This window comes from Saprospiraceae bacterium (genome assembly GCA_026129545.1).
Taxonomy (GTDB): domain Bacteria; phylum Bacteroidota; class Bacteroidia; order Chitinophagales; family Saprospiraceae; genus M3007.
Window position 1 is genome coordinate 184,467 of the sequence record JAHCHX010000004.1, and the last position, 13,422, is coordinate 197,888.

At 55.9% G+C, this 13,422-nt stretch carries 5 protein-coding genes; 4 read left to right on the forward strand and 1 reads right to left on the reverse strand.

Annotated elements, in window-relative coordinates; genetic code table 11:
- The first annotated feature begins 19 nt into the window (after positions 1–19).
- The 4 genes from KIS77_20885 (at position 20) to KIS77_20900 (ending at position 11,398) form a co-directional block, all read left to right on the forward strand.
- A complete protein-coding gene (locus KIS77_20885) occupies positions 20–973 on the forward strand; it encodes a type IX secretion system membrane protein PorP/SprF (protein ID MCW5924787.1) in 954 nt (317 codons plus the stop codon).
- Between the two features lie 150 nt (positions 974–1,123).
- Entirely contained in the window at positions 1,124–3,178 is a 2,055-nt protein-coding gene (locus KIS77_20890; GenBank protein MCW5924788.1) for an OmpA family protein, read from the forward strand.
- A 161-nt stretch (positions 3,179–3,339) separates the two neighbouring features.
- A complete protein-coding gene (locus KIS77_20895; protein ID MCW5924789.1) occupies positions 3,340–9,447 on the forward strand; it encodes a gliding motility-associated C-terminal domain-containing protein in 6,108 nt (2,035 codons plus the stop codon).
- A gap of 55 nt (positions 9,448–9,502) precedes the next feature.
- Positions 9,503–11,398 carry a tetratricopeptide repeat protein gene (locus KIS77_20900; GenBank protein MCW5924790.1) on the forward strand — a complete coding sequence of 632 codons (1,896 nt, stop codon included), beginning with the start codon at positions 9,503–9,505 and terminating at the stop codon, positions 11,396–11,398.
- Between the two features lie 36 nt (positions 11,399–11,434).
- On the opposite strand, the gene KIS77_20905 is transcribed toward KIS77_20900, so the two are convergent.
- Positions 11,435–12,982: an alkaline phosphatase D family protein gene (locus KIS77_20905; GenBank protein MCW5924791.1), complete on the reverse strand. Its 1,548-nt coding sequence runs from the start codon at positions 12,980–12,982 to the stop codon at positions 11,435–11,437.
- Between the last annotated feature and the right edge of the window lie 440 nt (positions 12,983–13,422).

The following is a 13,422-nucleotide window of genomic DNA, read 5'->3' on the forward strand; positions in this document are numbered from 1 at the left end:
ACCCTACCTTCGTCCAGTCATGAAAAAGTATTGCCTACTATGGGTGTTGTCATTTGCCTGCCTAACTGTGGAAGCTCAACAAGAGCCACAGCTGACGCAATTCATGTTCAATAAAATGGCTTACAATCCCGCCTATGCAGGCACGTTTGAATCGCCCACGCTGGCAGCTATTTACCGCAAACAATGGATAGGGCTGGATGGCGCGCCAGAGACACAAGTGCTGTCGTACACGCAGCGGGCGCTCAACAATCGCATCGGGCTAGGCGGCACCCTGACACGCCACGTCGTTGGCATCAGCCGCAACATCACGTTGGATGTCCCCTATGCCTACCACATACCCGTCAAACGCGGCACCATCAGCGCGGCGGTTCAGTTCAACGTGCGGCATCTCTATCAAAACTGGGCCGACGAGCGCCTGCGCCCCTCGCAAATGCTCGACAACGCCATTCCAACCGAAGCGCAGAGCAAATACTTGGTCAATTTTGGCACCGGAATTTTTTACTCCGGCACCCACTGGTTCGCAGGGCTGGCCGCTCCCCGATTGCTGAACAACAACATTGACTTTCTCGACTTCGACGAGGAAATGAGCCGCGAGGTGCAGCACATCTACGGTATGCTCGGCACCAGTTTTTACATCAACAAAGACTTGGAGCTCACGCCGCAGGCATTGCTGAAATACGCCATCGGGGCACCTTTCGACATGGATGTGAACACGAGCATCATGTGGAAGAGAAAATTCTATGGAGGGTTGGGGTATCGGCTCGGCGGCGATACCAACGGAGTGGGAGAGAGCGTTGATGTGATGTTCGGGCTTCAAGCCACCGAAAACCTGTTCTTCTGTTTCTCCTACGACATTGGCCTGACCCGGCTGCGACGCTACAACAGCGGCTCTATCGAGGCCACCGTTCGTTGGTGGTTCAACCCACCCGCACAGGTAGAGGGCGGTCAAATCGAGACAGGTCGCCCGTGGTAAGAACTGTCCCGCACCCCGCGCCGCCTCGTTTTCAACACTGTCGAAGGCGCATCCGTTCAAAATCAGAGACATCAATCATGAACATCTGACAAGTGTCTTGGTGAATCAAGGTATATGTTTCAATTTTTTTTTCACAAACCAATGTTTGATATGCTTCGCAAAATAATCCTTTTAGTCCCCCTTCTCATATTTGCATCCGTGGTGGTGGTGTCGGCGCAACAGTCGTCGAAAAGCAAATCGAAAGACCGCTTTCGCGAAAAAGACGACCGCCGATATCCGGTGCGGGTGCAAAATGCCAACGAAATCAATCAGGAAGGCTCCGACTTTGCCCCCACCTATTTCAAGCAGGGCATCGTGTTCGTGTCGAGCCGTGGCAAAACCGGCCCGCGCGACCCCAAAACAGGGGAAACCTACGCAGAGCTGTACTACGCTTTTTTCAACTACAACGGAGAGCCTAGCTTTCCGCAGCGGGTGAATTTCACCACCGAAAAAAGGTCTAATTTCCATGATGGCCCGGTCTGTTTCACCCGCGACAACAAGACGGCCTACATGACCATGAACAACAACAAGGACGGGGTCATCAAAGCCAGCAAAAGCGGCAAGGTCAATCTCAAAATATACGAGTCGCACTATGGCCGCCCCGATTGGAGCAAGGCAGTGGAATTGCCCTTCAACGGCGATGAATACAACTGCATGCACCCCAGCATCACCTCCGATGGCACCAAAATGTTCTTCGCGTCGGATATGCCCGGCGGTTATGGGGGCTTCGATATTTATGTGGTGGAGCGCACGGGTAGCGGCTGGGGCACTCCGGTCAATCTTGGCCCAAGCATCAACACGGAGAAAAACGAGATTTTCCCCTTCATCAGCCAGTCAGGCGCGTTGTTTTTCAGCTCCAATGGCCGCGCCAACTCGCTGGGCGGATTCGACAACTACTACGTCAACAATCCCTTGGACAACCCGGAAGAAGTCATCAACCTCGGCGACGAGTTCAACTCCTCCGCCGACGATCTGTCGTTCATCATTGACGACGAGGGCAAAAGCGGTTTTTTTACCAGCAATCGCGCACGCGGCGCAGGCAAAGACGATATCTACCGATTCGAATCGCCCAAAGGCTTGGAGGGCGTCGGCAAGCCAGAGGTCAACCTGACCCAGTTCGTCGTGACAGATGCCAAGACGGGCCTGCCCCTCCAAAAGGCCGAAATCCGCATCCTGCAACCCTCCGAAGACGGATTCATTAGTGGCAACAAAGATTTTTACACGGTTGACTTCTTGCCCGTGCAAGACCAACCCAACGCGCTCAGCCTGCAACTCGTGCGCAAAGGCGCCGAAAATCTTGGCAGCGCCGACCTATACAGCAACGCGGAAGGCAAGGCGCAAACAGAGCTGACACGCTACCACAACTATCTTGTGCTGGTGAGCCTACCCGGTTACAGCCTGAAAGAGAAACTTTTCACGGTGGACGCGGACAAACCGCTCACCCTCAATTTTGCGCTCAACGAGGAGCCGGTCTGCCTGCGAGCAGGAGGCTTGGTCACCATCGCGGGCATGGGCACCCGTGTGGCAAACGCCACCATCAAATTCGTGCACCGCGAGACAGGCCGCACGGAGATGGTGCGCACCAATTGGAGCGGCGAATATGCCGCGTGTCTGCTCATGGAAGGCGACTATGTGGTGTATTTGGAGCGTCCCGGCTTCAAGACGGAGAACTACCGCATCCAAAACCTGAAAAAAGGATTGAACCCATTCCAAGAGACCCGGCTGGAGCCGCTCACGCCTGATGCCACGCTCGAGGCTTCCATGCCGTTGGCTACGGGCATTCAGGAAGGCTCGGTCATCGTGCTCGACCGGATTTTCTACGAATACAACAAAAGCACGCTCAACACAAGCGCCGTGCGCTACTTGGATGCGTTGATTGACTTGCTGAAACGCTACCCGGAAATGGAGATTGACCTCGTATCTCATACCGACACGCGCGGCGACGCAAGGCTCAACCAAGAACTCACCGATGCCCGCGCCGAAAACGCCAAAACGTATCTTGTTTACAAAGGCATCGGCTCTAATCGAATCAAGGCTTACGGCAAAGGGGAGACAGAACCGCGCAACCGCTGCACCGACGGAGTGGAGTGTTCCGACGAGGAGCACCAGCAAAACAACCGTTTGGAAGTCAAAATTCGCAAAGTGGGCAAGCTTCCAAAACCCTGATGGCAAGGCAAAAAGAACGCGAGGCCGCTGTGTTGTTTAGCAATGCAGCGGCCTCGTCTTTTCAGAGGGCTTAAATAATAAATGGCTTTCCCCCCTTCATGCAGTATTTTTGCCGTTGAAAGGAATGATTCGCGCAATCCCGCCCAACACAGTTACTGCTCATGAAAAGTTGCTACCTCGTTTCAATCATCTTTTGCCTAACCCTGCTCGCCACGCTCGCCCTCCGCGCCCAATGCCCCATAACGGTCTATGCAGGCGAAGATGTCTATCTCTGTGCGCCACCCACGCCCACTCAACTCAGCGGCAGCATCAGCGGCGATTACCTCAACTTTTTTTGGTCGCCCACTGCTGGCATGAACGGTGCCAATACTTTGACGCCAACCGTCAACGTGAGCACCACCACCAACTATGTGCTGACTGGCCGGGCTGCCGACATGAGCAACAACCTAATTCTAAACGGTGATTTTGAATCAGGAAACACCGGCTTCGATAGCGACTACCTCTATAGCCCGGGCAACCTATGGTCAGAAGGCACCTACGATGTGATCCCAAACCCGCAGGCTTCGCACTCCAATTTCGCGCCCTGCCAAGACCACACTTCTGGCGGGGGCAATATGCTGGTGGTGAATGGCGCAGGCGTTGCCAATCAGAACGTGTGGTGCCAAACCGTGGCAGTGAACCCCAACACGCAATACGTCTTTTCGGCTTGGCTCACATCGGTCATCGCGGCCTCGCCCGCCATGCTCCAATTCTCAATCAATGGCGCGCCACTCGGCGGCATTTTTTCCCCACCGGGCGGCACTTGCAATTGGGGCAATTTCTTCCAGACTTGGAACAGCGGCGCGAATGGCATTGCCACGATCTGCATTGTCAACATGAACACGGCACTCAGCGGCAACGATTTTGCCCTTGACGATATCGTGTTCGCACCCGTATGCTTGGAGACCGATACCGTCACGGTGCACGTCGTCAACATCACCGCCGTCGCTGCTCCCACCCTCCTCTTCATACCCTGCGAAGGAGCAAATGTCACGCTCAGCGGGGCAGGTTCCAGCAGCGGACCTGACATTACTTATTCATGGAGCACCCCCAATGGCAATATCGTTTCTGGCGAAAACACCCTCAACCCCGTCGTCAACGCTGCCGGAACCTACACGCTATCTGTCATTTACAACAACGGCTTTGTCACCTGCACCAAAACCGCCACCGTCAATGTCGCCCCAAGCGCCAATCAACTATCCGCATGGATAACCCCCCCCGCGCCCATCGGCTGTGGTTCCAACAACGTGACACTTATCGGCAACACAAATCAACCCGCATTTGCCACTTATCAATGGACAACTTTCAACGGCAACATTGTCAGCGGGGAAAACAGCAAAAATGCCGTCGTCAACCAACCCGGCACCTACACCCTGCTCGTTACCAACACCAGCAATGGTTGCACCGCCACCGCTGAAGTCACCGTCACCACCGCCACCAACCCACCCATCGCCAATGCCAACGCCGTCGGCACCATTACCTGTCTGGTAAACACGGCCAACCTTTCCGGCGCGGGTTCATCCTCGGGCAACAACATCACCTACGCTTGGACGACCCCTGATGGCATCATCCTATCGGGTCAAAACAGCCTCAACGCAGTAGCCGGGGCAGGTGGCACCTACATTCTGGCCGTCACCAACACCTCCAATAACTGCACCTCCTACGACACCGTCACCGTCGCCGACGATGTGGTGCCGCCCAATCTCAACATACAGCCTCCCGGCCTGCTCAATTGCGTCACACCTTCCATAACCCTCTCAGCCACCGTTTTGCCCACCGGAGCAGCCATTAGCTGGGCTACTTCCAATGGCGGCAACATCATAAGCGGCCAAAACACCCTCAACCCCGTCGTGAATGCCGCTGGCACCTATACCCTTACGGCCACCAACCCAGCCAACGGCTGTTCGGCCGGCACATCCGTCACCGTCGGGGCTGATTTGACCCTGCCGCTCGCAGCCGTGCTGCCTGCCGACACGCTCACCTGCCAGCAACCAAGCCTTGTGCTTTCCGGCAGCGGCTCCAGCGTAGGGCCGAACTTTTCCTACAACTGGACAGCGACCAACGGCGGCAACCTCGTCAGCGGTCAAAACACACTCTCGCCGCTCATCAATGCTGCCGGCACATACACCCTGCTCGTCACCAACAATGTCAATGGCTGCACAGCTCAGGCATCCCTGTCTGTCGAGGCCGATACCAATATCGTGGTGGCTATCGCCAACGCTCCCGACACCCTTACCTGCGTGGTAAACAATGTGACGCTCAATGCCAATGGCTCCACAGACGGAGCCTCCATCACCTACCAATGGACAACGACGGACGGCAACATCACAGGCGGTGCCAACACACCCAACCCGACGGCCAATGCCCCCGGCACCTACCAATTGCTGCTGACCAACACCGCCAACGGCTGCTCAGCCACCGATGTCGCCATCGTGGCGCAAAACGTGACCACCACCCAATTGCAAATAGCGACACCCGGCTTGCTCACCTGTGCCAGCCCCACCCTCGTGCTGCAAGGGCAGGTAGTCAATCCCCCCGGCAATTACACATTCCAATGGACAGCAGCCGGCGGCGGCAACGTCGTGTCGGGTGGCACCACCCTCAACCCCACCATCAATGCCCCCGGCGAATACACGCTCACCAGCACCAACACCGCCAACGGCTGCACCGCGTCAACCACCGCTCAGGTGGCCATAGAGGCCGGCACCCCGGTAGCCATAGCAGCCTCGCCCGGCCCGCTTACATGCGCCCTGCCAACTCAGACCTTGACCTCAAATGGCTCTTCGCAAGGCGCGAATTTTACCTATCAATGGACTACTCAAAACGGCAACATCACAAACGGAGCCAACACCCCCAGCCCCACCGTGAACCAAATAGGCGACTATGTGCTCCTCATCACCAATACCGCCAATGGCTGCACCGCCACTGACACGGTAGCCGTCTTGGAAAACAAAACACCTCCTCCCGCCGAGGCGGGACAGGATGGCACATTGACTTGCTACGCCCCCATTTATATGCTGACGGCCAATGGCGGGCAACCCAATCCCGACCTACATTTTTCTTGGTCAACAATTGATGGGAACATTATCGGAAACCAAGACACCCTCTTGGCCGAGTGCGACAAGGCTGGCAGTTATGTGCTGCAAGTGACCGACCTGCTCACGGGCTGCATCGCCTTCGACACCGTGAAAGTGGCGGCAGAACAACAACAGCCGTCCCTGAGCATCCCCCAGCCCAGTATGCTCAACTGCTTGCAAACGAGTGTTGTCATTCAGGCAAGCGCGACGGGCTTCGTGTTGATTTTTGATTGGCAAACCCTCGACGGGCAGTTCGTAGGAGGGCAAAGCAGCGCCACGCCAGCGGTGAACGCCCCCGGAACATACACCCTCGTCGTCGTGGACAGTGTCAACGGTTGTTCCAACACCGCCAGCATCGTCGTCGCTCAGGACATTGCCGCGCCCGACATTCAAGTGGGGCAACCCGGCTCCATCACTTGCGCTACGCCCAGCCAGACCGTTCAAGCTCAAAACCTTTCCCTGCCGGGAAATTTTGACTATGCGTGGACGACCTCTTCGAGCGGGAATATCGTTTCGGGAAACAACACCCTAAACCCTCTCGTCAACGCAGGCGGTGATTACACCCTGCTAACCACCAACCTTGACAACGGCTGCACCAGCGTGGTCAGTCTAAGCATCGCGCAAGATACCCTCGCACCCACTGCCGACGCGGGCGCGAATGACACGCTGAGCTGCAGCGTCAGCAATTTGTCGCTCGACGGCACTGCTACCGGCACCGGACTGCTTGCCTTGCTTTGGACAGCCTCCAATGGTGGCAATATCCTTTCTGGCTCCACTACCCTCCAGCCACTCGTCAACGCCGCAGGCACTTACACCCTGCTCGTCACCAACACCGTCAATGGCTGCACCGCCACCGACGCGGTGCAGGTATTCAATGATTTGAACGCGCCCCAAGCCGATGCCGGGCCTTCCCCGACCCTCACTTGTGCCATTCAGCAGACGACACTGAATGCGACCGCCAGCACAGGTACTGACTTCACCTACCAATGGGTGGCGACAGGAGGGGGCAACATCGTCGGAGGGGCCAACACACTTGCCCCGACGGTGAACGCGCCCGGCACCTACCTGCTCACCGTGACGAATCTCGCCAATGGCTGCACCACCACCTCGCAAGTCAAGGTGAATGAGAATGTGACCCCTCCCCCCGTAGGCATCGCCCCTCCCGGCATCCTGACCTGCGCCATCACGAGCCTGAACCTCAACGGAATGCCCGCCACAGGCAACTACGCTTGGCTTTGGACGACGGGCAATGGCAACATCGTGGCGGGGGCCAACACCGCCAGCCCTACCATCAACCAGTCGGGAGCCTACACCCTCTTCGTCACTGATTTGGCAAATGGCTGTTCCGCCACTTCTGTCACCATCGTTGGGCAGGATTTTGCCCTCCCGGTTATTTCCGCCGCAACGCCCGACACGCTGACCTGCGCCGTGGTGAGCGTTGCCCTTTCAGGGAACGTGGCGCAGCCCACCAGCGGATTCAGCGTCGAATGGACGAGTTTGGGGGGGCATCCCGTCTTTGCCCCAAACACTTTGAACCCCATGGTGAACACGCCGGGGGAATATCTTTTCAGTGTTAAAAACAATCAAAACGGGTGTGAGACATCTATGCTGCTTACGGTCGTTCAAGACACCGCGCACCCAGTAGCCCAAGCCACAGCGTCGAATGAAATCACTTGCGCCAATCCTGCGGTCAGCCTGAATGGGGGAGGGTCGTCAGTCGGCCCCCATTTCACTTATCTGTGGTCGGGCGGGCAAATTGTGAGCGGCCACAACACCCTGTCGCCCATTGTTGCGGCAGCCGGGCCTTATGTGCTGACGGTGACCGACGAGTCGAACGGGTGCATTTCCGTTGCAGTGACCGTGGTGGCATCCAATACCGCCGCACCCAATGTCGCCATATTGCCACCCGGTCTTTTGACTTGCGTGACGAGCGAGACAACTTTGAGCGCCAACCTAACAGGCGCATTGCCCGCTTTTTCCGCCCAATGGGCCACCGACAACGGTCATTTGGTTTCAGGCCAAGCAACGCTTTCCCCTCTCGTGAACCAGCCCGGCACTTATTTGCTTACGGTGACGAATTTGGAAAACGGCTGCGCCACCACCACGCAGACTGTTGTTTCACAGGATATTGCGCCGCCGGGGGCCAATGCCGGCCCTGAATCGGTGTTGCATTGCCAGCAACCAACAGTCGCTTTGCAGGGCAGTAGCCCAAGTGCGGGCAATATGATGTTTGCATGGACGACCAACAATGGCAACATCACCGCTGGCGCGGCGACCGCCAATCCGCTCGTGAACGCGCCGGGCCTATACTCGCTGCTCGTGACAAACCCATCGAATGGCTGCACGTCGGCGGATGAAGTCGCCGTCGTGGAGGTGCCGCTTCCCTCGTTTGCGCCAGAACTCTTGCAACCCGATTGCCACAACACAAAGGGCGCTGTGGATTTTGGCTCCGTCGCGGGCGGAAAGGCGCCGTTCTCGTACTCCAACGACGGTGGCCAAACTTTTTCCGCCTACTCCTATCTCGCCAACCTGTCGCCGGGTCTCTACGACCTCGTGGTGCGCGATGCTTACGGCTGCACTGCCGAGTCGAGCGTCCAGATTGATTTGCCTTTCGAGCCGACGGTGGCGCTGACCCCACACATTCAAATCGAGTTGGGCGAGGTCGTTCAGTTGGAACCCGTGCTCAATCAATCGGTTTCCGATATCGTTTCGTGGGAATGGTCGCCTGCCGAGGGGCTTTCGTGTGCCGACTGCCCTTTCCCGATGGCCAAACCCCTGCGCACCATCGTTTACACGCTCAAAATCGTTGACCAGAACGGTTGCGATGCCGCAGCCAAGGTGATGCTTCGGGTGGACAGGCGCCGGTTTGTTTACGCGCCCAATATCTTCTCGCCCAATGGCGATGGAGAGAATGAGACGTTCACGATTTACGGAAAGAACGTGAAGGAAATTCGCAGTCTTCAAATTTACGACCGATGGGGCGCCGAGATATTTCAGGTGAAAAACCTGCAAGCCAACGACGAGGCACGCGGCTGGGACGGCACTTTCAGGGGAAAAGAACTGAACCCGGCGGTGTTTGTGTGGCAGGCGGTCATCGAGTTTGAAGATGGCGAGGTAGAGGTGTACGCCGGGGATGTGACGTTGTTGCGATGAACCTCCCTTGTGCTATTTCTCGTGTTGGCCTATCAAAAAATGAAGCGAGCTACGCATGAAAATACCCTTCGCGGCAGCGATATGTTGCTTTTTGGTGCCAATGGCCGTGTCGGCCCAATCCAACACTGACAGCCTTTGGCGTGTGTGGAACGATGGGGGACAGCATGATACTGCGCGCTTGAGTGCAATTCAACGGTTGGCCTTCGACTACATCAATCACCACCCAGACTCGGCTCGGCTGTTGGCCGAACAGCAGCTGGCCTTAGCGCGTGCAAAGGGGATAGCGCGCTGGGAAGCAAGGGCGCTAAATACCATTGGGCTTTCGTGGCGCTTTCAAAGCGATTATGGGAAGGCATTGCAGCATTTTGAGCAATCGTTGGCTTTGCTCGAAAGGGCTGGCGACCGCAGCTACATGGCGGTGGTGTATGGCAATATGGGCGGCTTGTACCGGGAGCAAAGCAATTTTCCCAAGGCCATCGAGTGTATCAACAAATCTCTCCAGCTGGCGGAAGAAACCAATGACTTCAAAAAAGTAGCCGATGCTTATGTCGGCATCGCCACCATTTACTACAACGACCCCAACGGCAATGACAAAGCGCAAGAATACCTGCTCAAGGCGTTAGAGATTTATGAAAAATTGGGCAACGAGGAGGGCGTGGCGTTGGTGTACGGCAACCTATCGGCACTATTCCTTGAAAAAGAGGACTACGACAACGCCCTGTCCTTCAACGACAAATCTTTGAAGACGCAGCAGAAAAGAGGCGACCGATACGGTGCCGCCACCTCGCTGCACAACCGGGCCGCCATACTCGCCAGTTTGGGGCGTTACCAAGAGGCAATGGCCGATTATGAAAAAGAAGTCGCTATTTTTCAAGAAATAGGCAATCAAGAGGGTGTAGCCGATGCGTACAACAACATGGGGGATATGCTGATTCGGCTCAAACGTTATCCCGAAGCCATCCGCCTCTGCACCAAAGCGTTGGAACTGGCTCGCAACATGGGCAGTCCCAATATCAAGGAAATGTACGCCTGCGACTGCCTGTATATGGCTCACGAGAAAATGGGCAATCACCAAAAAGCCTTCGAGTATCTGAGGCAGTATGTGCAGGTCAAGGACAGTCTCCAACTTCACGAAACAACGCAGCAGCTCAAACAAATGGAATTGGAGCGTCAATCCGTGGCAGATAGCCTCGAGCGTGAAAAAGAAAAGTTTCGGGTGGAAATGGCGCACCAGCAGGCGATGCGTCGCAAAGACCGAACGGTGGGCATCCTGTTGGCTACCGGTTTGGGCATCCTATTCGTCGCATGGGCGTTTTGGGCGCGTATGCTGTACTTCAGGCGCCGTTCGAGGCAGATGCAAGTCCGTTCGGAGGCTTTGGAAAAACAACATCTGCTCAATGAAATCGCTTTGCTGCGCACGCAAGTGAACCCCCATTTTCTGTTCAATAGCCTGAGCATTTTGTCTTCTTTGGTGCATCTTGATGCCAACCTTGCCGAGCAGTTCATCGAGCAGCTGTCGCGCTCCTATCGGTACATCTTGGACCAAAAAGAACAGTCGCTCGTCACGTTGCGCACGGAGTTGGAATTCATCCGCTCCTATACTTTTTTGCTAAAAATTCGATTTGAGAACAAGTTTGAGTTGGCGATTCAAGTGCCAGAAAGAATGTTGGACGAGAAACAAATCGCGCCACTGACCCTACAATTGCTCATCGAAAACGCCGTGAAGCACAATCGGATGTCGGAGAAAGAACCTTTGGTGGTGACCGCGTGCGTTGAAAATGACGACACCTTGGTCGTGCAAAATCGGCTTCAGCCTCGTTCGACGGCGCCCGTCTCCACGGGGGTGGGCTTGAAAAATATCCAAGACCGATATGCGCTGCTTACCGACCGCCCCGTGTGGGCAGGCAAAGTGGATGGAGCATTTGTGGTAAAGGTGCCGTTGCTGGGGTGATGCGCGGTGTCTTTGGGGCTATACCTCGCTCGCCCCTCACATCCCTCTATTCTGTGGGCTGTACGTCCGTTTGGCGGCGCGTTTTTCCCTTCGCGTGGGTTTCAAAATTCGCTTGACATGATACCACTCGGCGGTGGCGGTGGCTGGCGTGAGCGTGAGCAGCACATAACCGTGATGGACCAGGTCGCGGTAGCGGACGTGCGGGTTGATGCCTCCTTTGGAGAACCGGCGGCTGGCAATTTTTGCCTTCCAACGCGCCACATACTCGTCGTAGTTGGCAGAAGTGATGCTGGGTGCGCAAAACTCGACGCCGACCACGCCCTTGCCTGTTTTGGGGTCGTAAGTGGCGCGGGTGTGCGGGTTTTTCACCAAATCGAACGCCCAAGAGGTGTGGCTATCGCCCGTCACCACCACGATGTTTTTCATGTTGTTTGTTTCAAAAAAATCGAACAGCCGATTGCGAGCGGCAGGGTAGCCATCCCACATGTCCATGAATTTGGGATTTTGCTTGAAAACCTTCGAGGCATCCACCGATGAAAGGAACACCTGATTGCCGATGACTCGCCAAGTAGCGGTGGATTGTTTCATTCCTTGCGTGAGCCACTGCAATTGCTGTTCGCCCAACATGCGCCGACTGTCCGCCGCGAAATCGGGGTCGTTGGCTGATTTGGCCTGTTTGGTGCGCCCTTCGAGTCGGCCATCGAGCATCCAGAGGTCAGCCAAGTCGCCGAATGAAAATTGGCGGTAAAGGTTCTCGCTGGGGCCGCGCCGCACGGGCAGCCATTCGAAGTAAGCCTGTCGGGCGGCGTTCTTGCGGGTTTCCCAGTCGCCTTCCTCGTCGGGTTGGTGGTTCTGTGCGCCTTCGGTGTAGGCATCGTTTGCGATTTCGTGGTCGTCCCAGATAGTGATGAAGGGGTGTCGGGCGTGCACGAGTTGCAGGTCGGGGTCGAGCCGGTAGAGCGAATAGCGGGCGCGGTAATCGTCGAGCGCCACGATTTCTGTCTGGGGGATGTTTTTGCGTGCCAGTTTTTTGTTTCCAAAACCACCCGTCTTGTACTCGTAGATGTAATCGCCGAGGTGGAGCACCACGTCAATGTCGTCGCGGCGGGCAAGCAGGGCGTAGGCGTTGAAATAGCCTGCCTCAAAGTTGGAACAGCTAACTACCGCCATTTTCACCTGTTTGGGCTGGCCTGTCGGCGCTGTTTTGGTGCGCCCTGTGGTGGAGGTAGCTGCGCCATGAGAGAAGCGATAAAAATAATAAGTGTTGGGTGCCAGCCCATCCACATCCACGAGCACCGTGCCGTTGCGCGATGCGTCGGTGGGTGCCTCGCCGTTTTTTAGCACGTTTGAAAAAAGACTATCGGAGGCCAGCTCCCACCTCACGCTCGTTGGCTGCTCCGCGTCGAGGGTGATTTTGGTCCATATCATGACCGAATGAGGGGTCGGGTCGCCGGAAGCCACGCCGTGATAAAAGGGCTTCAGCGCGGGGTTGTAGTAGCGCGACAATGCTTCCAAATATAGTTTTTGCGCCTCGGCGCCATTGACCCATGCTAGGAACAAGCTGAGGAATAGTGTTTTTTTCATAGGACAGTTTGTGCGACACTTGTGCGACGCGACGCGGCGGCAATAGTCCTCTGCCAAACATTGCTTGGTTTTTCAAGCGTAAACGAGGCCGTCTCACAAGTTCAAATTTCGACAGGATTGGCAAGATTCACAGGTTTTTTTACCCAAAAAAGGGCGCGAATCTTGTCAATCCTGTCAAACAAACATCACTTATGAGACATCCTCTTTCAGGCATCAACAAAGAATATCGTTTGGCAGAAATTCTCACTAAAAAGGTTTTGGTGCCCGCTCCCCCAAGGCAAACGCATCAAAATACAACCGACCTCGGAGAGGTCAAATGTTGGTAGAAATGGTGTGTTTTTGTGATAATTATCACGACCTCGGAGAGGTCAAATGTCTATCGCAGCAAACAGGTCACCAACATTCGACCCCGCTGGGGTCGTACACACCGCGAAAATGGG

What these genes read in the sequence shown, in the direction of transcription:
- KIS77_20895 (MCW5924789.1), top strand. Translation starts at nt 3,340, where the DNA reads ATGAAAAGTTGCTACCTCGTTTCAATCATCTTTTGCCTAACCCTGCTC.
- KIS77_20905 (MCW5924791.1), bottom strand. Translation starts at nt 12,982, where the DNA reads ATGAAAAAAACACTATTCCTCAGCTTGTTCCTAGCATGGGTCAATGGC.
- KIS77_20890 (MCW5924788.1), top strand. Translation starts at nt 1,124, where the DNA reads ATGCTTCGCAAAATAATCCTTTTAGTCCCCCTTCTCATATTTGCATCC.
- KIS77_20900 (MCW5924790.1), top strand. Translation starts at nt 9,503, where the DNA reads ATGAAAATACCCTTCGCGGCAGCGATATGTTGCTTTTTGGTGCCAATG.
- KIS77_20885 (MCW5924787.1), top strand. Translation starts at nt 20, where the DNA reads ATGAAAAAGTATTGCCTACTATGGGTGTTGTCATTTGCCTGCCTAACT.